Genomic DNA, 22,921 nt, shown 5'->3' with positions numbered 1-22,921 from the left:
AAGACGTGGCGGCACGATCCTGCTAAATCGCGCATGAAACATTTTTCATTTGCAGTCGCTGCCCACGATTGCGAGGATGCCCCTGTCCCACTCTGCACACTGGCCCATGCCGCGCGTACTCACCATCGAGGACGATCTTGTCACCGCCGAGGAGATCGCCACCGAACTGCGCAGCCACGGCTTCGACGTGGACCTGGCCAGCGACGGCAGCAACGGCCTGGCGCTGGCACGTGCAGGCGACTACGCGGTGATCACCCTGGACCGCATGCTGCCCGGCATCGACGGGCTGGCCTTGGTCACCACGCTGCGCCGTGAAGGCATCACCACGCCGGTACTGATGATCAGTGCGCTGTCGGACGTGGATGAACGCGTGCGTGGCCTGCGCGCCGGTGGCGACGACTACCTGACCAAGCCCTTCGCCTCCGATGAGATGGCTGCACGCGTGGAAGTGCTGATCCGGCGCCAGGGCCCGACTGGCGCCATCGATAACGTGCTGCGCGCCGGTGACCTGGAACTGGACCTGATGACCCGTTCGGCGCGACGCGGCGGGCATGAAATCGCGCTGTTGCCGACCGAGTTCAAGCTGCTCGAATTCCTGGTGCGCAACGCCGGCCAGGTAGTCACCCGCAGCATGCTGTTCCAGGAAGTCTGGGGCTACCACTTCGATCCGGGTACCAACCTGATCGACGTGCATATCGGTCGCGTGCGCAAACGCATCGAACAACCCGGCCGGCCGCAGCCGATCATGACCGTCCGTGGAACCGGCTATGTCTTCGACGCGCAATCCTGACCACTGGCGTTCCTCCAGCAGCAGGCTGCTGGGCCTGTACTGCATCCTGTTCGTAGCGTGGTCGAGCCTGCTGCTGGGCGTGATGTACTGGCGCATCTCGGACTACCTCAGTGACCTGACCGAATCGGGCCTGCAGCAGCGCGCCCACCTGTTCATGAGCTTCGACGGGCCGGCACTGGATGAAGCATTGCGCGACAGCCAGCGCTTCGATCTGCACCAGGTCTATACCTATGGGTTGTTCGACAAGGCCGGCATGCCGATGGCAGGCCCGCTGACAGCGATCCCCGCGGGACTGCCGCTGGATGGCAACTCGCATGCGGTGGACGGTTGGACGCTGGCTGATGGCCGCCACGACAACGGCGGCAGTGCGCTCGGCGTGGTGACCCGCGATGGCCGCACGCTGGTATTTGTGCGCCAGAACGGCAAGCTCATGGCGGTCAACAGCATCATCCTTGATGCACTGCTGTGGGGCGTGTCGCTGACCGTCATTCCCGGCCTGGTGGGCTGGCATCTGCTGCGCCGGCGCCCGTTGAAACGGATCCAGCAGATCGAAGCGGCCACCAACCGCATTGTTGCCGGCGACCTCGGCCAGCGCCTGCCGGTCTCCAGCCGTCGCGACGAGATCGATCGGCTGTCGAGCATCGTCAATGCCATGCTGGAACGCATCGAACAGCTGATGACCGAAGTCAAAGGAGTCTGCGACAGCATCGCCCACGATCTGCGCACCCCGCTGACCCGCCTGCGCGCGCATCTGTACCGCATGCGCGTGGGCCTGGACGAACAGAACCCGCATGCCGATCCACTGGACAAGGCGCTGGCCGAGACCGACATGCTGATGGCGCGCTTCGCCGCGCTGCTGCGGGTATCCGAGCTGGAGAGCCACCAGCGGCGTTCGGCCTTCGACGCGGTGGACATCGCCGATCTGCTGCAGGAACTTCACCAGTTCTACCTGCCGCTGGCCGAAGAGAAGCAACAGCTGCTGGAACTGCAGGTGGACCCGAAGCTCGGGCAACTTCGTGGCGACCGCGAACTGCTGTTCGAAGCGCTGGCCAACCTGCTGTCCAACGCCCTGCAGTTCACGCCGGCGCAGGGCCGCATCCTGCTGCGTGCGGTCGATGACCAGGGCGTCCCCAGGATCGATGTGATCGACAACGGGCCGGGCATTCCGCCACAGGACCGCACGCTGATCTACCAGCGCTTTTTCCGCGGCAGCAGCAGTGCCGGCCAAGGACCGGGATTCGGCCTGGGCCTGTCGATCGTGGCCGCCATTGCCGGCCTGCACGGCTTCCGTGTCCGCGCCGGCAGCGCCCCCGGTGGTGGCGCCTGGATGAGCATCCGCGGCGCGACGGACGGCCTGCCCTGACGCCGGGCCAGGGCGCCCCAATCGCACTTGGGAATCATTTGTATTTGAGGGCGGGCATCCGGATAATCCGCCGTCACCGCCCTTCCCGGATCACTCCCGATGCCCGCTCTGCCGTCGCGTCCGCTGCTGTACACGCTCGCCCTGCCCACCCTGCTGGCCTCGGCCATCGCCCAGGCCCAGGACACCCCGGCGGCGCGCACCCTGGACAAGGTAACGGTGGTGGCCGAGCGGGCCAGCACCGCGACCAAGACCGACACCGCCCTGACCGAGACGCCGCAGGCGATCAGCGTGGTCACCCAGCAGCTGTTCACCGATCGCGGCGCGCACAACCTGCAGGAAGTGCTGCGCTACAGCGCCGGCGTCACCGCCGATGCATGGGGGCTGGATACCCGCAACGATGCGACCTCGGTGCGCGGGCTGGACCCGGTGCAGTACCAGGATGGCCTGCGCCGCAGCTACGGTTTCAGCCCCCTCGCCCGCCCGGAAATCTATGGCCTGGAGCGGGTGGAAGTGCTGCGCGGCCCGTCCTCGGTGCTGTATGGTGCCGGCGCCACCGGCGGCATCATCAATGCAATGAGCAAGCGCCCGACCTTCGGCGCCCTCAACGGCGAGGTCGGCGTGCAGCTCGGCAGTTTCGACCGCAGGCAGCTGCAGGGTGACATCGGCGGCGCATTGAACGATGCCGGTACGCTTGCCGGCCGCTTCGTCGGGCTGGTGCGTGAATCGAACATGCAGACCGATGTATTGAAGGATGACCGCGTCTATCTGGCACCGTCGATCAGCTGGCGCGGTGAACGCAGCACCTTGACCCTGCTGGCCAGCTATCAGCATGACAAGACCGGCTCCAGCCAGCAGTTCCTGCCGCTGGCCGCGACCCTGCTTGCCCCGCCCGGACGCCGCCTCGCCCCGTCCACCTTCATCGGCGATCCCGGTTTCGACCGCATCGACTCGCGCGTCTACAGCCTGACCGCGCTGTTCGACCACAGCTTCAACGACACGCTCAGCCTGCGCTCGGCAGTGCGTTACATCGATGGCAGGACCACTCTGCAGCAGATGTACGTGGACAGCTACAGCAATCCGGAAGATCCCTTCATCGACGCCGAGCGGCGCGTGGTCAACCGCACGGCCTATGGCACCCGCCCCGACGTGCAGATTTTCAGCGCCGACAATGCGCTGCAGTTCGACTTCGCCACCGGTGCCTTCCAGCATCTGCTGCTGGCCGGCGTGGACTACAGTCAATACAAGGAGCAGCTGCAGCGGCTGGACGCCACCGGCACGCCGATCGACATCTACACCCCGGTATCGGTCGCACCGATCGTGCGTGGCTGGGATCGTCAGCCGGACCAGACCTCCACCCAGCTGGGTGTCTATGTGCAGGACCAGATCCGCTGGGCCGACCGCATCTCGCTGGTGCTGGGCGCGCGCCGCGACCATGCACGCTCGAAGACCGAAGGCCAGCCCAGCCAGACCGACAATGCCACCACCTACCGCGCCGGGCTGATCGGCGAACTGGGTGCGGGCGTTTCGCCCTACCTGAGCTACAGCGAATCGTTCCTGCCGGTATCCGGCCAGGACCTGTTCGGCAGCGCCTTCAAGCCGATGCGCGGCCGCCAATCCGAGGCCGGCATCAAGTGGCAACCGGCGCGCAACCTGCTGCTGACGCTGGCGGCGTACCGCATCACCGAAACCAACCGGCAGACCAACGATCCGGACAATGTGCTGAACGTGGTGCAGACGGGGCAGATCCGCTCCAAGGGCGTGGAGCTGGAAGGGCAGTTCCAGTTCGCCAACGACCTGACGGTCACCGCTGCCGTTGCGCGCAACGAGGCCGAGGTCAGCCGCAGCAACTTCGCATTGGAAGTAGGCCAGCGCCTCAACGACACCCCGCAGGACCTGGCCTCGGCCTGGGTTTCGAAGGGCTTCCAGCTGGATGATGCCGCACGCCTGCGCCTGGGCCTCGGCGTGCGCCATGTCGGCAATACGGTGTCGCTGGGCAATGGCGGGCGCATCATCACGCCCAGCTACACGCTGGCCGATGCATTGCTGGAAGTGCAGGTGACCGACTGGACGATGGCATTGAACATCACCAACCTCACCGGCAAGCGCCACTACGCGCCGTGCCGCACCTTTGGCGACTGCTTCGCCGGCTACCCGCGCGTGGTGACCGGCACCATCAGCTATCGGTTCTGATCACGGCCAACGCTGGCCGCCGCAGCAGCAGGTGCAACAGCACAGCGCATGCGGCAGTCAGCAGCGCCAGGACACGCAGCAGTATCGCCAGCGCCTCGGCACTGGCCTGCTGCAGCTGTGCGCCGCTCATCGCCGGAAGCAGTGCCTGCGCCTGTGCCTGCGCCCCCGTGGCCAGATAGGCACCGGCGCGCGCCAACGATGCCGGCGATGCTCCCTGCAGCTGGTGGCCGATCAGCAGCGCAAGCAAGGCCGTGACTGCGGCCAATGCGATGCCTTCACCGGCCACCCGCACGGTTCCGAAGATGCCGGCGGCCATGCCCGCACGCTGCACCGGCACCACGCTGACCGACAGCCCATCCATCAGGCCCCACGGCAAGGCCGTTCCTGCACCAACCAGCATCAGCAACGGCGCCCACTGCGAGGGCGACGGATGCGATGCATGGCGCGACAACAGGTACAGGCCAGAGGCACAGACCAGCAGGCCCAGCGTGCACAGCCGCGCACTTCCAACGCGCTCCGCCCAGCGCGCGGCCAGCATCGGCAGCACCAGCATCGGCGCAGACAAGGCCAGCATCTGCAGCCCGACCAATGTCGTGCTCTGTCCATGCACGCCCAGCAACTGCAGCGGCAGTACCACCAGCAGCACCACGTAGCCGAAGCAGGTTGCGACCGGCAGCAGCTGGACACCCAGGAACGCCGGTTGCGAGAACAGCGAGAGGTCCAGCAACGGTGAGCGGTGCAGTCGTTCGATGTAGACGAACACTCCACCCAGCAGCAGCGTCGCCAATAGCGCCAGCTGCACGCGCATGGCATGCAGGCCGAATTCACCCAGCCACAGCAGGGCCAGGGTCAACGCCGCCAGCATCAGGCTGAAGCCCAGCATGCCGCCGACATCCAGCCGCCCGCGTTCGCCATGGCTTTCGGACAACGCGCGCGCACCCACGGCGAACGCCGCCAGCGTCAGTACACCGCCCGCGGCGAACACACTGCGCCATCCCAACGCCTGCAGCAGCAGACCCGCGAGCAGCGGCCCCAGCGCCAGCCCCGCACCGAATGTGGTGCCCAGCAGCGCGAACACACGGGCACGCACCGGGCCCTGCCAGGCATGCGCCAGCGCAGCGGTGCCGGACGCCAGCGCCGCTGCAGCGGCAACGCCCTGCAGCCCGCGCGCCAGATCCAGCCACAGCAGCGTAGGGGCCAGGCAAACGACGGCCGTGGCGATGCTGAAGCCCGCCGTACCCAGCAGGAACAACCGCCGTCGGCCATAGCGGTCCGCCAGGCCACCGGCAGCGAGCAACAGGCTGCCGAAGGTGAGCATGAACGCATTGGTCACCCAGGCCAGCGCGGTGGGCGACGACGCCGCGGAACGGGCCAGCGCCGGCACCGCGACGGCACCGGCCGAGAAGGACAACGGCAGCGCCAGTGCAGCCAGGCAGACGGCAAGCAGCGCCCAGCGCTGCTGCGTGTGGGAAGGTACGGGAAGCATCGAAACCGGGGCCATGCGGGCCTCCATCCATCAGGGGCATTGATGATGGACAGGCCGCTATTCCTGAAAAACAGGCTCGATGGACGTTGATTACGGCCCACTGTTCCGTAATCATGCCCCGCATGGATTCCATCTCTGCCCTGCTGGCCTTCGTCCGTACCGCCGAAGCAGGCAGCATCGTCGGCGCCGCTCGCGTCCTCGGCCTGTCCGCGTCGGCCGTGGGCAAGCGCATCGCCCGCCTTGAACAGGAACTCGGCACCCGCCTGTTCCAGCGCACCACCCGCCGCGTGCACCTCACCGACGAAGGCGAACTGCTGCTGCAGCGCTGCCGGCGGGCACTGGATGAACTTTCCGAAGCGCGGGCGGATCTGGCGCAGCGACAGCACGCGCCCAGTGGACTGCTGCGCATCGGCCTGCCCACCATCGGCTACCGCTTCCTGCTGCCGGTGCTGCCTGGCTTCCAGCAACGCTACCCGCAGGTGCAGCTGGAACTGGACTTCAACGATCGCATCGTCGACGTGGTCAGCGAAGGCCTCGACGCGGTGATACGCAGCGGTGAACTGGCCGATTCCAGCCTGACCGCACGGCGGCTGGGCGGCTTCCGTTTCATTCTCTGTGCGGCGCCGGGCTATCTGCAGGCGCATGGCACGCCCGGTGATGTGAGCGAGCTGCGCCTGCATAGCGCGCTGCGCTTCCGTTACCCCACCACCGGAAAGCTGCACCCGTGGCAGCTGCCGGGCATCGAAGGCGATGCTGGAGCGCGCCTTCCCACGGCGATGACCTGCAACAACATGGAGGCCGTGCTGGCCGCTGCGATCGGTTGCATGGGCCTGGCCTGGATGCCTGACTTCCTCGCAGCCGACGCGCTGGCCGATGGCCGCCTGCAACGGGTACTGCCTGCACGGCCCACGCACCAGGGGCAGTTCTCATTGCTATGGCCCGGTGGGCGCCATCCCAGCGCACGCCTGCGGGTGTTCATCGACTATGCCGTTGCGCATCTGTTCCAGGGCGACAAGGCGTAGCAGGTCCACAGAATCAGTTGGTGCCCGCCGTCTGCAGGAAATTGCGCAGCACCGGCGATGGCTGTTCCGGCCGCTTGCAGAACGGCAGGTCGAAACGCGCTGCTTCGTCCTCCAGCACGCGATAGACGATCTCCTGCGAACGGAAGCTGGCCATGCTGGCCGGAACGATCGCCACGCCCGCCTCCACCGCCACCAGCGACAGCACCGCGTGCATGCCCTGCGCTTCCTGCACCACGCGCGGGGTGAAGCCCGCAGCGGTACACAGGCCCAGCACCTGCGCGTGGAAGCCGATGCCCTCGGCTGCAGGCCATGAAACGAACGGTTCTTCAGCCAGCATCGCCACACTGACCTCCGGCGCGTCGGCCAGCGCATGAGCGCGCGGCAGCGCAATCGCCAGGCGGTCATGGTCGAAGTCGTGCAGTACCAGCTCGGCGGCGGGAATCGGTGGAATCAACACGCCAACGTCGATGCGCTGCTCACGCAGCCACAACTGCTGCTGGCGCGACGTGGCTTCCTGCAGGTGCAACTGCACCTGCGGGTACTGCTGGCGGAAGCGGCGGATCAAACCTGGCAGGCGGCCATACAGCGCACTGCCGACATAGCCTACACGCAGGCTGCCGGACTGCCCCGCTGCAGCTTCGCGCGTGCGCTGCAACCCCTGCTCGGCCTGCTGCAGCGTTGCCCGCGCCTCCACCAGCAAGGTCTGCCCGGCCACGGTCAGGCCCAGCGTGCGGTTGCCGCGCACGATCAGTTCACTTCCGAGCTCGTCTTCCAGCCGTCGTATCGCCGCGGTCAGCGGCGGCTGCGACATGTGCAGGCGGGCGGCGGCGCGGTGGAAATGCAGTTCTTCGGCCACGGCCACATACTGGCGAAGCAGGCGCAGGTCGATCATCTCGAAGCAGGCAGTGGGAACCCGCCTAGGGTACGCCCTCAGCCGCGCACGTCGACGCTGGCGCGAGCGATGGCCGGCCACTGCAGCGCCACCGACTCGATGCTGTCGGCACTGACCGCGCGCAGATCCCTTGGGTACGCCACATGCTCGGCCTCCTGCAGGCGCAGTGCGTGGAACTGGCCATTGCTTGCGCGCAGCACCCAGCCGCCGTCCTGGCAGCGCGTGGATGCCAGATAGGCCACACCTTGCGCAACAGCTTCCGGATGCAGCTCATCGGGCTCACCCTCGATGCCCCACATGCGCGTCTTTGCCACCGGCGAAACCCCATTGACCACGATGCCATGCTCGGCACCTTCCAGTGCCAGCACATTGACCAGACCGAGCGCGGCCAGTTTGGCCATCGCGTACGCAGACAGCCCGCGCTGTGCGTACTGCGGATACAGCGCGCGATCGGACGTGGTGATGACGATGCGCCCACCGCCCGCCGCGCGCATTGCCGGCCACGCCGCCTGCGCCAGCCACAACGGCGTCTTCGCGGCCAGGCACAGCATCTGCTCCAGCGCTTCGTCCTCGATCGCTTCCAGCGTCTGGTACTCGACCCAGCCGGCGTTGTGGATCAGGAAATCGATGCGGCCGTGCTGCTGCAGCAGATCCTGCACCAGCCCGTGGCAGCCCGTGCGATGGTCGATGGGATCACTGACGGCCTGCACCGATAGCCCCCGCGCCTGCAACGCTTCGGCACTGTGCTGGATGCGAAGCGGATCGGTACCACGGCCATCGGTGCCGGCACCGACGTCATGCATCACCACATGCGCGCCACGCTCGGCCAGCAGGCGGCTGTAGGCCAGGCCCAGTCCACCGGCGGCGCCGGTCACCAGACCCACCTGGCCTTCGAAGGAAATACGCGAGATCGGCTTCATGCGCCCAGCTTCAACCAAGCACGCAGGCCGCAGCCAATACTGTTCACCGCCCTCCACGATACGCGCACGCTATCGTCGGAAAGGGGACGGAGGGGATTAAGTCGTTTCAGGCACAGTAGGGCCGATTACGACTTAATCCCCTCCGTCCCCTTTTTTCGCTCAGCGGCTGAAGCGGCGCGCGCCTGCCACGCAGATCACCGCGACCACGGTCACCAGCACCATGCTGAGGCTGACCGATTCGTGCAGCAGCAGCGCGGCCAGGGCCAAGCCGAAGAACGGCTGCAGCAACTGCAGCTGGCCAACAGCGGCGATGCCGCCCTGGGCCAGCCCGCGGTACCAGAACAGGAAGCCAATCAGCATGCTGAACACCGCCACGTAGCCCAGTGCCCACCACGCCGAAGCACCGACTGCGGTGAACGAGGCCGGGCGCATCAGCACTGTCAGCGGCAGCATCACCGGCAACGCCAGCAGCAGCGCCCAGCTGATCACCTGCCAGCCACCCAGATGGCGGGCGAGCCGACCGCCTTCGGCATAGCCGAGCCCACACACCACGATCGCCGCCAGCATCAGCAGGTCAGCCTGCAGCGAGGCCTCGATGCCGTTGCGCACCGCATAGCCGACTACGCAGGCACTGCCCAGCAGCGAGAACAACCAGAATGCCGGGCGCGGTCGATCGCCGCCGCGCAGCACGCCGAACACCGCAGTGCTCAGTGGCAGCAGGCCGAGGAACACGATGGTGTGTGCCGATGACGCATGCCGCAGCGCGAGCGCGGTCAACAGCGGAAAGCCGACCCCCCCCCCCAGACTGACCACCACCAGGCCTGGCAGGTCATTGCGCCGCGGCCACGGCTGGCGCAGCAGAAGGAGCAGGCCAAGGCCGAGCACGGCGGCAATGGTCGCGCGTGCAGCAGTGACGAATCCGGCGTCCAGCTGCAGTACCGCCAAGCGGGTGGCCGGCAGGGAGCCCGCGAAGATCACTACACCGATGAAGCCATTGATCCAACCACTCGCCGACCGTTCCACGCCTGTACTCCTGAAGATGCCGGACGATGCCCGGCTGGACCTGTATGGAAGCATCCAGCGCGGAACGACCCCAGCTACAATCCAGTACAGTCGCAAGTAACTGTACTGCCCACACTTCCACTACGGTTCCGCCATGCCACGTTCGCTCACCCGCATTGAATCGGTCATCCAGACCGTCCGCGCCCGCATCGGTGCGCGGGTGGATGGCCCCGGCTCGCGCCTGCCTTCGGTACGTGCGCAGGCGGCGGCGATGGGGGTGTCGGTCTCGACCGTGGTCGAGGCCTACGAGCGCCTGGCCGCCGAAGGCCTGATCAGTGCGCGCGCAGGATCCGGCTTCTACGTCAGTGGGCCGGCCGCACCGCTGGCGCTGGCTGAAATGGAGCCGCGGCTGGACCGCGCGGTGGATCCACTGTGGGTGTCGCGGCAATCGCTGGAAACGCCGGCGGGCCACCTCAAGCCTGGCTGCGGCTGGATGCCCAGTGATTGGCTATATCACGATGGCGTGCGCCGCGGCCTGCGTCGGCTCGCACGTGCCGATGCCCTACAGCTGGTCGACTACGCCGGCCCGCTCGGGCTGCCCGCATTGCGCCAGCTGCTGCAACGACGCAGCGCGGCGCTGGGCATCGATGCGCCGATGGAGCAGATCCTGCTGACCGAATCCGGTACGCACGCGGTCGATCTGCTCTGCCGTTTCCTGCTCAAGCCCGGCGACTGCGTGCTGGTGGATGACCCCAGTTACTTCAACTACCACGCGTTGCTGAAGGCGCACCAGGTGCAGGCCATCGGCGTGCCGTACACGCACAGCGGCCCGGACCTGGAGGCGTTCGCGCAGGCAGTTCAGGCGCATACGCCGCGGCTGTACATCACCAACTCAGGCCTGCACAACCCGACCGGCGCGGTGCTTTCCGCCAGCACCGCGCACCGCCTGCTGGGCCTGGCCGAACGCAATGAACTGATCATCGTCGAGGACGACATCTTCGCCGACTTCGAACTGCAGCCTGCGCCGCGGCTGGCCGCGCTCGATGGACTGTCGCGGGTGATCCACGTCGGCAGCTTCTCCAAGACGCTGTCGGCGGCTTCGCGCTGTGGCTACATCGCTGCGCGCCATGACTGGATCGAGGCGCTGACCGACCTGAAGCTGGCCACCAGCTTCGGCGGCGGTCACCTGGCGATGCAGTTGATGCACATCGCGCTGACCGACAGCGGCTACCGCCGCCACATGCAGTCGGTACGTTCGCGCCTGGCCGATGCGCGCCGGCACACGCTGCGGAAGCTGCAGGCGCTGGGCATCACGCCGTGGCTGCAGCCGGAAGCCGGGCTGTTCCTGTGGTGCCAGCTGCCCGATGGCCGCGATGCCGCCGCACTGGCCCGGCAATGCCTGCGCGAGGGCATCGTGCTGGCACCGGGCAACGCGTTCAGCCAGTCGCAGCGCGCGGCTGACTATGTACGTTTCAACGTTTCGCAGTGCCAGGACCCGAGGATCTGGCAGGTACTGGCGCGCGCGCTGCGTTGAGCTGGTAATGCGCGGCCAGCGCATCCACCACCACACGCACGCCCGGCAACTGGCCGCGACGATGCGGCAGCAGCACACTGGTGGTCACTTCGCCGGCATGCCACGCCGGCAGCACCTGCTGCAGGCGGCCGGCGGCAAGGGCTGCGGCACACAGGCTGTGTGGCAACACGGTGATGCCAAGACCCGCTTCGGCCGCCGCGATCAGCAGCTGCGATTCATTGCCGACCAGCGCCACCTGCGGCTCCACCTGCACAGTGCGGGCGTCGGGGCCGTGCAGCGTCCAGCGCGTTGCATGACGCGCGGTCAGCAGGCCGGCATGCGCACGCAGCTGCTCGGGCGTATCCACTGCCGGCGCGGCTGCCAGATAGCCAGGGGACGCCACCAGCACGATGCGCTCGCTACCCAGCGAGCGCTGCACCAACCCGGAATCCGGCAGCGGACCGAAGTGACTGCGCAGAGCGATGTCGATGCCCTCCTGAGCCAGATCGATGAAACGATCACTCACCTCAACTTCGATGCGCAGCCGTGGATAGCGGCGGGCCAGTGCAGGCAGGCACGCGGCGAGCTCGCCCTGCACCACCGGAATCGAAGCGCTGATGCGTACGGTGCCGCTGGGTTCGGCCTGGCGGTCGCGGACGATGGCCTCGGCGGCCTCGACCTCAGACAACGCTGCGCGTGCGCGCTCGAAGAACTCCTGGCCGACCTCGGTCAATGCAAAGCGGCGCGAACTGCGTTGCAGCAGCCGCACCTGGAGCTGTTCTTCCAGCAGCGCCACGCGCTTGCTCAACGTCGAGCGCGGCAGGCCCAGATGGCGCCCGCCTGCGGCGAAACCGCCCTGCTCCACCGCAGTCACGAACAGGGCCAGATCGTTGAGGTTGAGCATGCGCAACGTCCACATATGTAGACTTCAGGATGCCATTCGGACGGCTTCCGGAGCAATGTCCACGCGGGCACGCTTTCCTCACCCGCCGCATCGCGGCTCGAACCGGAAACCTGCCATGACCCCGATCCTCTTCTACGGCGTGCCCTCGGGCTGCTCGTTCGGCTCCATCATCGCGCTGGAGTGGCTGAGCCAGCCGTATCACCTGTGCCGCATCGAGATGCCCGGCCAGGTGCAGGGCGAAGACTACCGCCGCCTCAATCCACTGGGCGAAACCCCGACCCTGCGAACCACACAGGGCGAACTGCTCAGCGAGAGCCTGGCCATCCTCAACCACCTGGCCGCGAAGGGCATCGCACAGGGCCTGGGCTTCGCACAGGGCACCTCCGGCTTCGATCGCCTCAACCATCGGCTGGCCTATCTCAACACCAGTTTCTTCGGTGCCTACGCGCCGCTCTGGCACGCACTGGAGCATGCGGAAGGCGATGAAGGCGAGGCGCTGCGTGCCTATGGCACGACCAAGGTACGCCACGCCCACCAGGCGCTGGAGCAGATGATCGGCGCCGGCCCGTGGCTGCTGGGCGAACAGCGCAGCTTTGCCGACGCCTACTTCGCAGGCATCGCGCGCTGGAACGACTATCACCAGGTGGTCGATCGACGCGAGTTCCCAAGGGTGCAGCAGCTGTTCGAGCGCCTGCAGGACGACGCCGGCGTGCAGTTCGCCCACGCCATCGAAGCGCAGCAGCCGGCAAGCAGCGGCGGTGGATTCCTCGGCGAGGTGCGGATGGAAGACGTGCTTGAGGCCGCAGCGGCCTGAGCCCTGTCCTGCCCGTGCGGCAGCGGCGCGCAATGCCTCTTGCGCGCCGCGCTACAGTGGTATGTCCCCCGCTGCAGGAATCCGCGCATGTCCACGTTCTCCGACCCGCAGGCGGTGGCCCGCTATGCTGACGCGCCGCTGCGCCAGGTGCCCGGCTTCCTCGCGTTGCAGCAGATGAGCCGCCTGCTGCTGGCCGAACGTGTCCCTGCGCAGGGCCGCGTACTGGTGCTGGGTGCCGGTGGCGGGTTGGAACTGAAGGCCTTCGCCGAGGCGCAGCCGGGCTGGCAGCTGCTGGGGGTCGACCCGGCCGCGCCGATGCTGGCCCTGGCCGAGCAGACACTGGGTCCGCTGATGTCGCGCGTGCAGCTGCTGGAAGGCTATATCGACGATGCACCGGATGCGCGCTTCGACGGCGCCAGCTGCCTGCTGACCCTGCACTTCCTCGATGCCGCGCAGCGCCTGCACACGCTGCGCGAACTGCACCGGCGCCTGCAACCCGGCGCGCCACTGGTGGTGGCGCACCACAGCGTGCCGCAGGACCCGGCCGGCAAGCTGCGCTGGTTACAGCGCTACGCAGCGTTCGCCGAAGCCTCGGGGGTTGCCCATGCCGATGCGCAGCGCGCGATCGACGCCATTGCCGAACGGTTGCCGCTGCTGGCACCCGAGCAGGAGGTCGCACTGCTGCAGGAGGCCGGCTTCGACGGTGTGGAGCTGTTCTACGCCGGCTTCAGCTTCAAGGGCTGGGTGGCGTACACCGGGTGATGCCTACGGCACCACCGTGATGCCGATACGCTGCATCAACAGCGCCACCTGCTGCACATCCAGCGTGGCGCCACGCAGGTTGGTGCTGCGCAGGTCCAGCTCGCCCAGCTCGGAGTTGGTCAGGTTGCAGTCTGTGAAGTTGGCACTGTTCCAGTCGATCTCCTCGAACTGGCCACCGGACAGATCCGAACCGGCGAAACTGGCACCGCTCACGTTCGCGCCATCCCAGCGGTTCTCCCACAGTTCGCACTTTTCCAGCGTCACTCGCGAGAAATTGGCATAGCGCAGGTTCGACTTCTTGATGAACGCGCTGCAGAACCAGCTGCGCGTGGTGATCTGGTTCATGAAGCTGGCGTTGCTGAAATCCGCGCCCTGCGCACGGCACTCGCTGATCTCCAGGCCCAGCGCCTTGATGAAACTGAAGTGGCACATGCTGATGTCGCAACTACGGAAGCTGGCTTCCTTCAATGTGGCGCCGTTGAAGCGGCAACCGGCGCGGTTTTCAGCGTCGTAGAAGCTGCAGTTGATGAACTCGGTGGCGGTCAGGTCCGCGCCGGAGAAATCGCATTCGTAGAACTGCTGGTCGACCACTTTCTGGCCGGTGTACTGGTCCGCGCCGATGCGCAGCTTGCGGTGAACGGTGGGGGACATCGTGGATTCCATGCCAGGTGCCCCGCCATGATGCCGGGGCACGAAGGTGATCCATAGACCCGGACGCGGGCAGGTTCACCGGCAGTCCAGCCGTTCTGTGTCCACCCGGCTGAATGCACGTTGTTGCACGTTAATGCACGAACATGCAGACTTGCGGCATGAGCTCCGATCCCAGCCCCCTCCCCGCCCAGCGCACCCTGCAGATCCTCGAGGAACTACGCCAGCAGGGCCGCGTGGTCGCCGCCGAACTGGCGCGCCGCTATGCCGTCTCCGAAGACTCGATCCGCCGTGATCTGCGCGAGCTGGCCGCCCAAGGCCTGTGCCAGCGTGTCTACGGCGGCGCCGTGCTGCCGCCCCCCAAGGAACGCCCGCTACGCGAGCGACTGACCCGCGACCGCGGCGACAAGGCCGAGCTGGCCGCCCGCGTCTGCGCGCTGCTGCAGCCCGGCCAGGTCGTACTGCTCGACGCCGGGTCGACCAACCTGGCGATCGCCCAGCAGCTGCCGACCGCTCTCGGCCTGACGGTGATCACCAATGCTCCGCAGATCGCCACCGCCGCCAGCATGCTTGAAGGCACCTCGGTGCAGCTGATCGGCGGCCGCCTGGCCAGCGGTGGCGGCGCGGTCGGCGCTGAAGCGTTGGCGCAGGTGCAGCGCCTGCGCGCCGACGTATACCTGCCCGGCCCCTGCGCGGTGGACGGCGACACCGGCGTCTGGGCAATGGATTCGGAAGAAGCCACGCTGAAACGCGCGATGGTGGCCTGCAGCAGCCGCGTCATCGTCGCCGCCACCACTGAAAAGCTCGGTGCCCGCGGCAACTGGCAGATCGCCAGCCTCGATGAAATCGACGATCTGGTGCTGACCACCTCGGCTCCGCCGGCGCTGGCCGCGCGCTTCCGCGCCGCCGGCATCGCGGTACACCCCACTCCGCCCTGACCGTACCGCCCATGTCCCTTGCCAACCGCGCGCGTGCCGAACAGCACGCGACCCGCGCTGCGTTCTTCATTCCCGGCTTCGCCACTGCGTTGTGGGCCACCCTGGTGCCATTCGCCAAAGCACGCACCGAGATCAATGACGCCACGCTGGGGCTGGTGCTGCTCTGCCTCGGTGCCGGTTCGCTGCTGGCGATGCCGTTGTCCGGCGTGCTGGCCGCGCGCCTCGGTTGCCGCCGGGTGATGGTGGCCAGCAGCCTGCTGATCTGCCTGACCGTGCCCGGCCTGGCGCTGGCCGGTTCGGCCTGGACGCTGGGGCTGGTGCTGTTCGTGTTCGGCGCCGCCGTGGGCGCGATGGACTGCACGATGAACGTGCAGGCCGTCATCGTCGAGCGCGAAGCACGGCGCGTGATGATGTCCGGCTTCCATGCCTTCTTCAGCATCGGCGGCTTCCTCGGCGCGGCCACCATGACCGTGCTGTTGTCCGCACAGCTGCCGCCACTGGCATCGGTGCTGATCGGCGTTGGCGCCATGCTGCTGGTGATGCTGTTGTCGGCAGCGCACTGGCACAGCGAACGCATGCCACACGACACACCAATGCTGGCCCTGCCGCACGGCATCGTGCTGTTCATCGGCGTGCTGGCCTTCGTTGCCTTCCTCGGTGAAGGCGCGATGCTGGACTGGAGCGCGGTCTTCCTCAGCGATGTGCGTCGCGTCGATGCCAGCCTCGCCGGTATCGGCTATGTGACCTTCACCCTGACCATGACCGTCGCGCGCCTGTTCGGCGACGCACTGGTGGAGCGCGTTGGCCGTGAGCGCGCGATCGTGTTCGGCGCGCTGCTGGCCGCCGCGGGCGTGCTCGTGCTGACCCTGGTCACGCCGTGGCAGGCGTCACTGCTCGGCTATGTGCTGGTCGGCCTTGGCTGCGCCAACATCGCACCGGCGCTGTTCTCGCTGGCCGGCCACCAGACCCGCATGCCCGGCGCACTGGCAATCACCGCCGTTTCCACGCTGGGCTTCGCCGGCATCCTTGCCGGACCGGCGCTGATCGGTTTCGCTGCCAATCACTTCGGCCTGATCGCCGCCTTCATCGGCGTGGCCATGGCCTTGTTGCTGGTGGCGATGTCCACGCGCTGGCTGCGGGTGTAACCCAAGGCATCAGCGCCGCCTGTGCCGCAGCTTCATCCGCAATCGCCGATAGCCGATCACCGTCGCCGTGGCACACAACGCGGTGCCAGCAGCGCTCAGCAGCAGCACCACCGCCAGCCGGGCACCCTCTTGGCGCAGCATCGCGGGCAGATCCCAGCTGTGCAGGAAGTAGAACAGCCAGCGTCCCACTCGTTCCCGATGCCCCATCGTCAGCAACGGATCGCCGGTAGCCAGATCGAGATAGACGCGCGTCGCCTCGGCATCACCGAAATCCGCCACCGCAACCGGGAAGCGCCGCACCGCCGCGCCGTTCATGGCTTCCGGTGCACGCGGATAGAAGTAGGCATCCGCTGCCTGCTGCACCACGAACTCCTGCATCGGCGCATCGGACAGCGCACGCACCTTCTGCTGCAGCCACGGGGCCGGCAGCAACCGCGCCACCTGCAAATGCCCATTGCCGCTGGACACGATGCGGGTCTCGCCCCGCCCGTCCAGCAGCACTGCGAACAGCTCGCCTCCGATGCGGCGCCACTGGATCTCGACCAGTTGGAAGCGCTCAGCATCGGCCACCGCCAGAAGCTTCACCGGCTCACCCAACGCGCCATCCACCGTTACCGCGCTGCCACGATAGCGTTCAACATCGATCGCCTCGGGCGTGCTGCTGAAGACCCCCAATGGATTCATCGACATCAGCCCGCTGAAGATCCAGGTGAACACGAAGGCCGCAGCCATCAGTCCGATCAGATGGTGCCAGCGCATCCACGGTTCGACGTACGGCGTCTTCGCACCGGAGCGGTAGCGCCCGCGAAAACGCCAGCGCCACACACCCACCACGATGCCGCTGACCGCCGCCACCGTGCACAGCGCGGACAGCACGATCACCACCCACGTCCAGACCGGATCCACCGACTGCATGCGCAGGAAATACAGCCAGTGCAGCCAGGCCCCCACATAGTTCCAGCGCTGCTGCACATGCGGTGCGTCCAGCACCACTTCACCGGTGCGCGAGGACACATACAGATCACCGGGCTGTGCGCCCCCCACCTCCACCCGGTACAGCGGCCGGTGCGCGTCCAGCGCGCGCGAATGCGTCCAACGGTCCTCTTCCACGCGCATTGCACCGACAAAGGCCGGGCCGCCAGCAAACTGTGCCGCTGACGCTTCGGCGCGCTGTGCCGACACCGGCAGCAGGGCCTGGCCGGTGACGGCTGACCACGCCCCCACGTTGCTTCCCGTGCGCACCACATACACAGGCTCGCCACGCAGCGTGGTCAGCGCCACGGCCTCCGGCTCGGTCTGCACGGCTGCAGGCAGTACCGACAGCCCGCGCAGATCGCGAGCATCCCCCAGCACCGGCAACGCCGCCAGCCGCTCACCGGGTGTCAGCTTCGGGTAGCCAATGAACAACATCACCATGCCGCTGACGAACCACAACAGCATCAGCAGGCATCCGCCGATGCCGAGCCAACGGTGCACCAGGTAGGTCCAGTGCTTGGCAGTGGATCGCAGCGACATGGTGCGCGTCCTCAGAAGCGATGGTCGACGGTGAACTCGACGCGACGATCCGCGCCCAGCAGCCACTGCGTGCTGGTGTAGTACGCGGTGGCGTAGTACGCCTTGTCGAATACGTTGAACAGGCGCGCTGACAATCGCGTGCGCGGTGCCGCCTGCCAGGTCAGTGCCAGATCGGTGGTGCTGTAGCCGGGCAGCTCCAATGTGTTGGCGTTGTCGGCATAGCGCTTGCCGACGTAGCGAACGCCACCCGCCGCACTCCAGTCCGGTGCGAACTGCCAGCTCAACCACACACTGGCCAGGCGCTCGGCCACGTTCGGCGGCACGTTGCCATCACGCGACACCAGCATCGCCGGCGAACCCGTGGTTTCCAGGAAGTCCTCGAACTCGGCCTTCAGCACCGTGGCGTTGGCATCCAGCGTCCAGTGCGGCGCGACGTTCCAACTCAGCGATGCCTCGATACCGCGCGAGGTCTGCGCGCCCACCTGCACGCGGCGGTCCGGCACCAGCGGATCGCGGCTGAGCAGCCCGGTCTTGCGGATGCGATACGCTGCCAGCGTCCACTCGCCGCCATTGAAGGCCTGCTTCAGGCCCACTTCGATCTGCCGGCCCTTGGCCAGGTCGAAGGCGCCGTTGGCCGGGCTGATCATCAGCAGCCCACTGACCGGGTCTGCTGCCTGCGAGTACTGCGCATACAGGCTCAGCGTCGGCCGCAGCGCGAACACCGTACCTGCGCGCCAGCCGGTGCTGCTGTAGGTCTTCGAGAACGCGTTCTGGCCGCTGATCAGATCGGTACGGTCGATGCGCGCGCGGTCGTGGCGCAGCCCCCCCAGCACCGACCAGCGCTCGCTCAGCGCCAACCGGTCCTCCACGAACAGCGCGTACTGCTCGGCACGATTGCGGTAGCGCGGCAGGTTCGGCGCGTCGCTGACGAACTGGCCCGGCACCGGTTCGAACGGATCGACCGGGCCCGAACTGCCAGCATAGGTGTTGTTGGTGTGCTTGAAGTGCGCACGGTTGGCATCCAGGCCCACCGCGAAGCTGTTCTGCAGGCCACCCGCGGTTCCCTGCACACGCAGCGTCGAGGTCAGCCCGGTCTGGTCCTGGTTGTGAGTGATCTCGGTGTTTCCCGAGCGATCGATCAAGCCGGTAGGGCGGTTGTAGACATAGGCTTCGGCATTGCGCCAATCGCGCTGGCTGTCGATCTGGTAGAGGCGCGTGCGCCATTCGACGCTTGCGTTCGGCGTCCATAGCGCATCGAGCTGGGTCCAGCGGTCGCGGTAGCGGATCTCGCTGTCATCCACGTTGTAGTTGCGGTGGCGCAGCGCCTCCAGCTGGCGGCCCTCGACCAGCGGCGTGCCGAAGTAGCGCATCGGTTGCTGGTAGCCCTGCGCATGGGTGAGGGTCAGCTGCAGGTCCGCGCGCGGCTGCCACAGCAACGCACCGGAGAATGTCGCGTCACTGTTGCGCCCACGATCGACCCAGCCACCGCTGTAGTTGCCACTCACGTCCAGCCGGTAGGCCAGCTCGGGTGTCAGCGCGCCACCGCTGCCGAAGCCCAGGCGCGCGGTGTCCTCGCTGCCCACGGTTACGCTGATCTCGCTCTCGATCGCACCACGCGTGGGCTTCTTCGGCACGATGTTGATCACGCCGCCGATCGCACCGTCGCCATGGATGACCGAGGCCGGGCCGCGCAGCACTTCGATGCGCTCGATCGACCAGGTATCGAACGGGAAGGTGATACCCACGCCACCGTACTGGCGCAGCCCGTCGTACAGGCGCATCACCGAAGCGCCATCGGTGAAGCCGCGGCTGGACAGCGCACTCAGGCCGTTGCCCGGGTGCGGCATCGCACTGATCGCACCCGCCCGGCTGATCGCATCGTTGAGGTTGCTGTCGCCACGCTGCTCCAGTTGTTCGCGCGAAATCACCGTCAGGCTGGCCGGTGTCTGCAGCACGCTCAGGCCCAGCGCGGAACCGGCGTTGGCGGTGGACGAGAGCTCACCGCTGCGGGTATCGACCACCCGCACGGTGTCCAGCGTGGTCGGTGGTGCCGCATCGGCGGCAAGTACGGGGGCGGTGTGCAGGAGCAACGCGCACAGGACAGGCAGCGTCGCCCGGCGCAGGTGCGCGGAGTTGGGGTTCGTTTTCATTTTTTTCACGGCATGCAAGGCCACCCCGCAATGGCAGGGCAGCAATCAGAAAGGGACAAACACGCGCGTGCGGGCACCGGCCGTGGCCGGCAACCTCATGGAAAAATGTTCAATGCAACACGCGTGCGGCTCAGGCGGCCATGAAGGCTGGCGGCCCACGCGCTCCCAATGTGCCGCTGATCCGTTGCGGCAACGTCTGCACCGCACCGCGCAGTGCGCGGCACACCGGTGCCATCGGCGCCAACAGCAGCACTGCCGCCACCAGCAGGTTGATCAGCCGTGCAGCGATCAGGCAGTAATCGCAGTCCACACCCATCTCATGATCGGCGTGTGGATCGGCAGGTGGCTTCTTTGCGGCCTCGCCGTGCGGCATCGCCATCGCGTGATGGTCGTGGTGCCCGTCCATCGCGTGCTGCGCATGCTCTGCGTGCATTGCGTGATCCATCGCCGCCGCCGGCACTGCAGCAGCCACGTGACCGTGCGCCAGCCAGCGGCTCACCAGCGGGGCGAGCAGCACCAGCAGCATGGCAAGCCATGCCAGGGCCTGGAACCGGCGGTGGAGGACAGATTGACGCACCCGGCCATTCTACGGACCCGCAGCCAACCTTGGACCCCGTTCAGGGTTTACCCCCTGCGACACGGTGACGCAGGGCTGCCCTCCCCCGCGCACGCCCTTCATTCAGTAGATCCACGCCATGCGTGGATGCTTTTCGCGCATCAACTCACGTACTGGGCCGCACCATTCCCGAACGACCAGTTTTCCCGCTTCACTTCCACCAGGTTGATGAACACATCCTCTCGGCGGATACCCACCGCCGCGTGCAGGCCCTCGGCGATGCCGGCGTACAGCGCCTTCTTCTGCTCCAACGTGCGCCCTTCGTTCCAGGTGATCTGGATGCAGATGAAATCGTCGGTGCGGTCCACCCCCAGGTAGCCGGGGTCATAGATCAACGTGCCCGGCTCGTGTTGCTGGAAGATCTGGAAGCGATCGTTCTCCGGCACGCCCACCGCGCGCATGGCCTGGTAGATGGTTTCGCCGACGCGTTGCAGGTAGTCGGCGGATTTACCTTTGCGAAGATCGATGCGGGCGAGCGGCATGGTGGCACTCCAGAGTGGATGGGCACGGCAATGGGCTGAGACTACGCCTGCCCGGGGCGGTGGGACAGCACAGGGATGGAATCCTCTGCCTTCACCCGTGGCACATTCCCGCCCGCGCGCGCTGGGTGACGTGATTGACGTGGCGGCGCCGCACAGGAGTCGTCATATGCAGGGTCGGCATGGGCGGCGATATGCGCCATCAGTGACAGGCTTCACAGCGGGCGGGTGCTGCAGGGCACAGAACGGTGAACGCTTGGTGCGCCTGCACTCAGTTGAGAACTTTCCTTACAGACCACTGTGATTGTGCGATCCGATGATCTCCGGGCCGAGGCAGATGCCTAGGCCGGGATTGGCGTCTCGAAAAAGCAAACCGAACGGATAGGTTGCGCAGCAGTGCGTAGCCGCAAAAATGCACCAACTGCCCTCAATGGCGGGCGGTGCGTGGGGATCACTCGATCCGCCGGGTGATTTCTCACTCCGTTGTGTTTGCCCCGGCACGCCAACCCGCACCGTCCGCCACCTTCACTCTGGAAGGTGGCTCCACGCCAGTGAGGGTTTCGCCATGACCAACCGCACCGCCGTCCATCCCCGCCTATTCGCCCTGATCGGCGACATCGCCGCTCACGTGCCCGGGGACCTCGCACGCGAGATCGAATGCGCCCTGCACGAACAGAGTCTGCCCGTGCAGTCGCCTGCCTTCTTTACTTGCCTCAATGCCATCAACCATGCCGACGGCGATGACGGACAACCGTGTAGCAGCCTCACGCTTTGCGCCAGCAATCACGCCTCGCTCCGCCGCTCGCTGTCCGGGCTCAGTGCATTGCTCGATCTGCTGCAGGCGGGCGATCGAGCGCGCGCCGAGGGTGGACCGGACCAGCAGTTGGGTGCCTTCCACACTGATGGACTGATCGTGGCCGCGCGACAACTGGTGCGCGAGGCGCATCACTGTCTCACCGGCGGCGATGCCTGCGGGCGCTAACGTCGCTGTGCTGGATACCTCGGCCAGCTCTTTCAGCATCGCCGCCGTGGACACCATCCCGACGCCGGCCAGGCGCCAGGAGCCCGGCCAGGTGGCTGAAAGCGAGCCGGTATTCCGCTCGGTCAAGGTCACCCCGCGTAGCTTGGCGTTCCGCTTCAAGATCTCCCGCGAGCTGCTGGCCGACTCGCTTGGTGGTCTGGATACCGCGCTGAACACCGCAATCGCTCAGGCGTTCGCCAAGTAGATCGACCGCGCTTCCCTGATGGGCAGCGGCGCCGAGCCGGAGATCCTCGGGCTGCGGAACATTCCTGGCATCAACAAGTTGTCGATGGGCGCAAACGGCGGGCCCATCACCGAATAGCGGCCCTTCGTGCGTGCCCGCCGCCTGATTACCGAGGCCAACGCCCCGGCGCCGAGCGTCGCCATCCTCTCGCCGCGCGAAGACGAGACCATGAGCCTGCTGGTGGACACCACCGGCCAGCCGCTGCGCCGCCCCGAAGCCCTGAGCGACTGGAAGTTCCTCACCACCAGCCAGATCCCGACCAACGAGGAAGCGGGAACTGCCCAGAACGCGGCGGCCATCTACGTGGGTGGCTTCCACATGTTCACCATCTACATGCGCGAATCGGTATCGATTCAGCTGTTGAAGGAACTGTATGCCGAGACGGGCGAAGTTGGCTTCATCTGCCACACCCGCCTCGATGTGGTATCCGCCTACCCTAAGGTATTCACCGTCATTGACGGCGTGACCGATTCCGAATGAAGTGCGGGGCCAGCCGGCGGTGCCCCT

At 66.9% G+C, this 22,921-nt stretch carries 22 protein-coding genes; 12 read left to right on the top strand and 10 right to left on the bottom strand.

Annotation, left to right across the window (positions count from 1 at the left end):
- The first annotated feature begins 106 nt into the window (after nucleotides 1-106).
- The 3 genes from ACZK3W_RS04930 (at nucleotide 107) to ACZK3W_RS04920 (ending at nucleotide 4,343) form a co-directional block, all read left to right on the top strand.
- The gene (locus ACZK3W_RS04930) at nucleotides 107-790 is read left to right on the top strand and encodes a response regulator transcription factor (RefSeq protein WP_032969121.1); all 684 of its coding nucleotides are present in this window, start codon (nucleotides 107-109) and stop codon (nucleotides 788-790) included.
- On the top strand, nucleotides 768-2,153 hold the full coding sequence (locus ACZK3W_RS04925) for a sensor histidine kinase (protein WP_125895232.1): 1,386 nt from the start codon (nucleotides 768-770) through the stop codon (nucleotides 2,151-2,153). The genes ACZK3W_RS04930 and ACZK3W_RS04925 overlap by 23 nt, the downstream gene beginning before the upstream one ends.
- A 99-nt stretch (nucleotides 2,154-2,252) precedes the next feature.
- Complete coding sequence (locus ACZK3W_RS04920) at nucleotides 2,253-4,343, top strand: TonB-dependent siderophore receptor (protein ID WP_478450529.1); 2,091 nt, start codon at nucleotides 2,253-2,255, stop codon at nucleotides 4,341-4,343.
- Here ACZK3W_RS04920 and ACZK3W_RS04915 read toward each other — a convergent pair.
- Nucleotides 4,327-5,844 carry an MFS transporter gene (locus ACZK3W_RS04915; RefSeq protein ID WP_336685081.1) on the bottom strand — a complete coding sequence of 506 codons (1,518 nt, stop codon included), beginning with the start codon at nucleotides 5,842-5,844 and terminating at the stop codon, nucleotides 4,327-4,329. The two genes, ACZK3W_RS04920 and ACZK3W_RS04915, sit on opposite strands and share 17 nt — an antisense overlap.
- Nucleotides 5,845-5,951: 107 nt before the next feature.
- On the opposite strand from ACZK3W_RS04915, the gene ACZK3W_RS04910 reads away from it, so the two are divergent.
- Nucleotides 5,952-6,851 carry a LysR family transcriptional regulator gene (locus tag ACZK3W_RS04910; protein WP_423163222.1) on the top strand — a complete coding sequence of 300 codons (900 nt, stop codon included), beginning with the start codon at nucleotides 5,952-5,954 and terminating at the stop codon, nucleotides 6,849-6,851.
- Nucleotides 6,852-6,864: 13 nt separating this feature from the next.
- On the opposite strand, the gene ACZK3W_RS04905 is transcribed toward ACZK3W_RS04910, so the two are convergent.
- The 3 genes from ACZK3W_RS04905 to ACZK3W_RS04895 form a co-directional block, all read right to left on the bottom strand.
- Nucleotides 6,865-7,743 carry a LysR family transcriptional regulator gene (locus tag ACZK3W_RS04905; RefSeq protein WP_201118302.1) on the bottom strand — a complete coding sequence of 293 codons (879 nt, stop codon included), beginning with the start codon at nucleotides 7,741-7,743 and terminating at the stop codon, nucleotides 6,865-6,867.
- 38 nt (nucleotides 7,744-7,781) lie between these two features.
- On the bottom strand, nucleotides 7,782-8,663 hold the full coding sequence (locus tag ACZK3W_RS04900; protein ID WP_285302778.1) for an SDR family NAD(P)-dependent oxidoreductase: 882 nt from the start codon (nucleotides 8,661-8,663) through the stop codon (nucleotides 7,782-7,784).
- A 159-nt stretch (nucleotides 8,664-8,822) separates the two neighbouring features.
- Complete coding sequence (locus ACZK3W_RS04895) at nucleotides 8,823-9,686, bottom strand: DMT family transporter (protein ID WP_478450528.1); 864 nt, start codon at nucleotides 9,684-9,686, stop codon at nucleotides 8,823-8,825.
- Between the two features lie 133 nt (nucleotides 9,687-9,819).
- On the opposite strand from ACZK3W_RS04895, the gene ACZK3W_RS04890 reads away from it, so the two are divergent.
- Nucleotides 9,820-11,199 carry an aminotransferase-like domain-containing protein gene (locus tag ACZK3W_RS04890; RefSeq protein ID WP_285302777.1) on the top strand — a complete coding sequence of 460 codons (1,380 nt, stop codon included), beginning with the start codon at nucleotides 9,820-9,822 and terminating at the stop codon, nucleotides 11,197-11,199.
- On the opposite strand, the gene ACZK3W_RS04885 is transcribed toward ACZK3W_RS04890, so the two are convergent.
- A complete protein-coding gene (locus tag ACZK3W_RS04885; protein ID WP_478450527.1) occupies nucleotides 11,138-12,097 on the bottom strand; it encodes a LysR substrate-binding domain-containing protein in 960 nt (319 codons plus the stop codon). The genes ACZK3W_RS04890 and ACZK3W_RS04885 overlap by 62 nt on opposite strands.
- A 100-nt stretch (nucleotides 12,098-12,197) precedes the next feature.
- Between ACZK3W_RS04885 and ACZK3W_RS04880 the strand changes: the two genes are divergently transcribed.
- Nucleotides 12,198-12,896 (top strand): glutathione S-transferase family protein, encoded by a 699-nt coding sequence (locus ACZK3W_RS04880; protein ID WP_478450526.1) that lies wholly within the window; start codon nucleotides 12,198-12,200, stop codon nucleotides 12,894-12,896.
- An 87-nt stretch (nucleotides 12,897-12,983) separates the two neighbouring features.
- Nucleotides 12,984-13,658, top strand: coding sequence for a class I SAM-dependent methyltransferase (locus tag ACZK3W_RS04875; protein ID WP_478450525.1), 675 nt, complete (start codon nucleotides 12,984-12,986; stop codon nucleotides 13,656-13,658).
- A gap of 3 nt (nucleotides 13,659-13,661) precedes the next feature.
- Here ACZK3W_RS04875 and smqnr read toward each other — a convergent pair whose 3' ends face one another.
- Nucleotides 13,662-14,309, bottom strand: a complete 648-nt coding sequence (smqnr, locus tag ACZK3W_RS04870; protein WP_478450524.1) for a SmQnr family pentapeptide repeat protein — start codon at nucleotides 14,307-14,309, stop codon at nucleotides 13,662-13,664.
- 158 nt (nucleotides 14,310-14,467) lie between these two features.
- Here smqnr and ACZK3W_RS04865 point away from each other — a divergent pair, with 158 nt between their 5' ends.
- Complete coding sequence (locus ACZK3W_RS04865; RefSeq protein ID WP_049400656.1) at nucleotides 14,468-15,244, top strand: DeoR/GlpR family DNA-binding transcription regulator; 777 nt, start codon at nucleotides 14,468-14,470, stop codon at nucleotides 15,242-15,244.
- A gap of 11 nt (nucleotides 15,245-15,255) precedes the next feature.
- Nucleotides 15,256-16,389 carry an MFS transporter gene (locus ACZK3W_RS04860; RefSeq protein ID WP_125895247.1) on the top strand — a complete coding sequence of 378 codons (1,134 nt, stop codon included), beginning with the start codon at nucleotides 15,256-15,258 and terminating at the stop codon, nucleotides 16,387-16,389.
- Nucleotides 16,390-16,398: 9 nt separating this feature from the next.
- Here ACZK3W_RS04860 and ACZK3W_RS04855 read toward each other — a convergent pair whose 3' ends face one another.
- The 4 genes from ACZK3W_RS04855 to ACZK3W_RS04840 all read right to left on the bottom strand — a co-directional run bounded on the left by ACZK3W_RS04855 (nucleotide 16,399) and on the right by ACZK3W_RS04840 (nucleotide 21,152).
- Nucleotides 16,399-17,904, bottom strand: a complete 1,506-nt coding sequence (locus ACZK3W_RS04855) for a PepSY domain-containing protein (protein ID WP_478450523.1) — start codon at nucleotides 17,902-17,904, stop codon at nucleotides 16,399-16,401.
- A gap of 11 nt (nucleotides 17,905-17,915) precedes the next feature.
- Nucleotides 17,916-20,054 carry a TonB-dependent receptor gene (locus tag ACZK3W_RS04850; RefSeq protein WP_478450522.1) on the bottom strand — a complete coding sequence of 713 codons (2,139 nt, stop codon included), beginning with the start codon at nucleotides 20,052-20,054 and terminating at the stop codon, nucleotides 17,916-17,918.
- 130 nt (nucleotides 20,055-20,184) lie between these two features.
- Entirely contained in the window at nucleotides 20,185-20,580 is a 396-nt protein-coding gene (locus ACZK3W_RS04845; protein WP_478450521.1) for a DUF2946 family protein, read from the bottom strand.
- Between the two features lie 191 nt (nucleotides 20,581-20,771).
- The gene (locus ACZK3W_RS04840) at nucleotides 20,772-21,152 is read right to left on the bottom strand and encodes a tautomerase family protein (RefSeq protein ID WP_478450520.1); all 381 of its coding nucleotides are present in this window, start codon (nucleotides 21,150-21,152) and stop codon (nucleotides 20,772-20,774) included.
- A 562-nt stretch (nucleotides 21,153-21,714) separates the two neighbouring features.
- Here ACZK3W_RS04840 and ACZK3W_RS04835 point away from each other — a divergent pair.
- The 3 genes from ACZK3W_RS04835 (at nucleotide 21,715) to ACZK3W_RS04825 (ending at nucleotide 22,894) form a co-directional block, all read left to right on the top strand.
- On the top strand, nucleotides 21,715-22,131 hold the full coding sequence (locus ACZK3W_RS04835) for a hypothetical protein (RefSeq protein ID WP_478450519.1): 417 nt from the start codon (nucleotides 21,715-21,717) through the stop codon (nucleotides 22,129-22,131).
- A complete protein-coding gene (locus tag ACZK3W_RS04830; protein ID WP_478450518.1) occupies nucleotides 22,115-22,375 on the top strand; it encodes a phage major capsid protein in 261 nt (86 codons plus the stop codon). The genes ACZK3W_RS04835 and ACZK3W_RS04830 overlap by 17 nt, the downstream gene beginning before the upstream one ends.
- 126 nt (nucleotides 22,376-22,501) lie before the next feature.
- A complete protein-coding gene (locus tag ACZK3W_RS04825; RefSeq protein WP_478450517.1) occupies nucleotides 22,502-22,894 on the top strand; it encodes a phage major capsid protein in 393 nt (130 codons plus the stop codon).
- Nucleotides 22,895-22,921: the final 27 nt, after the last annotated feature.

The organism is Stenotrophomonas sp. 80084_Sma (assembly GCF_056481995.1).
The sequence above is the reverse complement of the archived record's forward strand: the minus strand, read 5'-3'. Positions and strand labels throughout refer to the sequence as shown.

What these genes read in the sequence shown, in the direction of transcription:
- ACZK3W_RS04930 (WP_032969121.1), top strand. Translation starts at nt 107, where the DNA reads ATGCCGCGCGTACTCACCATCGAGGACGATCTTGTCACCGCCGAGGAG.
- ACZK3W_RS04925 (WP_125895232.1), top strand. Translation starts at nt 768, where the DNA reads ATGTCTTCGACGCGCAATCCTGACCACTGGCGTTCCTCCAGCAGCAGG.
- ACZK3W_RS04920 (WP_478450529.1), top strand. Translation starts at nt 2,253, where the DNA reads ATGCCCGCTCTGCCGTCGCGTCCGCTGCTGTACACGCTCGCCCTGCCC.
- ACZK3W_RS04915 (WP_336685081.1), bottom strand. Translation starts at nt 5,844, where the DNA reads ATGGCCCCGGTTTCGATGCTTCCCGTACCTTCCCACACGCAGCAGCGC.
- ACZK3W_RS04910 (WP_423163222.1), top strand. Translation starts at nt 5,952, where the DNA reads ATGGATTCCATCTCTGCCCTGCTGGCCTTCGTCCGTACCGCCGAAGCA.
- ACZK3W_RS04905 (WP_201118302.1), bottom strand. Translation starts at nt 7,743, where the DNA reads ATGATCGACCTGCGCCTGCTTCGCCAGTATGTGGCCGTGGCCGAAGAA.
- ACZK3W_RS04900 (WP_285302778.1), bottom strand. Translation starts at nt 8,663, where the DNA reads ATGAAGCCGATCTCGCGTATTTCCTTCGAAGGCCAGGTGGGTCTGGTG.
- ACZK3W_RS04890 (WP_285302777.1), top strand. Translation starts at nt 9,820, where the DNA reads ATGCCACGTTCGCTCACCCGCATTGAATCGGTCATCCAGACCGTCCGC.
- ACZK3W_RS04885 (WP_478450527.1), bottom strand. Translation starts at nt 12,097, where the DNA reads ATGTGGACGTTGCGCATGCTCAACCTCAACGATCTGGCCCTGTTCGTG.
- ACZK3W_RS04880 (WP_478450526.1), top strand. Translation starts at nt 12,198, where the DNA reads ATGACCCCGATCCTCTTCTACGGCGTGCCCTCGGGCTGCTCGTTCGGC.
- ACZK3W_RS04875 (WP_478450525.1), top strand. Translation starts at nt 12,984, where the DNA reads ATGTCCACGTTCTCCGACCCGCAGGCGGTGGCCCGCTATGCTGACGCG.
- smqnr (WP_478450524.1), bottom strand. Translation starts at nt 14,309, where the DNA reads ATGTCCCCCACCGTTCACCGCAAGCTGCGCATCGGCGCGGACCAGTAC.
- ACZK3W_RS04865 (WP_049400656.1), top strand. Translation starts at nt 14,468, where the DNA reads ATGAGCTCCGATCCCAGCCCCCTCCCCGCCCAGCGCACCCTGCAGATC.
- ACZK3W_RS04860 (WP_125895247.1), top strand. Translation starts at nt 15,256, where the DNA reads ATGTCCCTTGCCAACCGCGCGCGTGCCGAACAGCACGCGACCCGCGCT.
- ACZK3W_RS04855 (WP_478450523.1), bottom strand. Translation starts at nt 17,904, where the DNA reads ATGTCGCTGCGATCCACTGCCAAGCACTGGACCTACCTGGTGCACCGT.
- ACZK3W_RS04850 (WP_478450522.1), bottom strand. Translation starts at nt 20,054, where the DNA reads ATGAAAACGAACCCCAACTCCGCGCACCTGCGCCGGGCGACGCTGCCT.
- ACZK3W_RS04845 (WP_478450521.1), bottom strand. Translation starts at nt 20,580, where the DNA reads ATGCTGCTGGTGCTGCTCGCCCCGCTGGTGAGCCGCTGGCTGGCGCAC.
- ACZK3W_RS04840 (WP_478450520.1), bottom strand. Translation starts at nt 21,152, where the DNA reads ATGCCGCTCGCCCGCATCGATCTTCGCAAAGGTAAATCCGCCGACTAC.
- ACZK3W_RS04835 (WP_478450519.1), top strand. Translation starts at nt 21,715, where the DNA reads ATGACCAACCGCACCGCCGTCCATCCCCGCCTATTCGCCCTGATCGGC.
- ACZK3W_RS04830 (WP_478450518.1), top strand. Translation starts at nt 22,115, where the DNA reads ATGCCTGCGGGCGCTAACGTCGCTGTGCTGGATACCTCGGCCAGCTCT.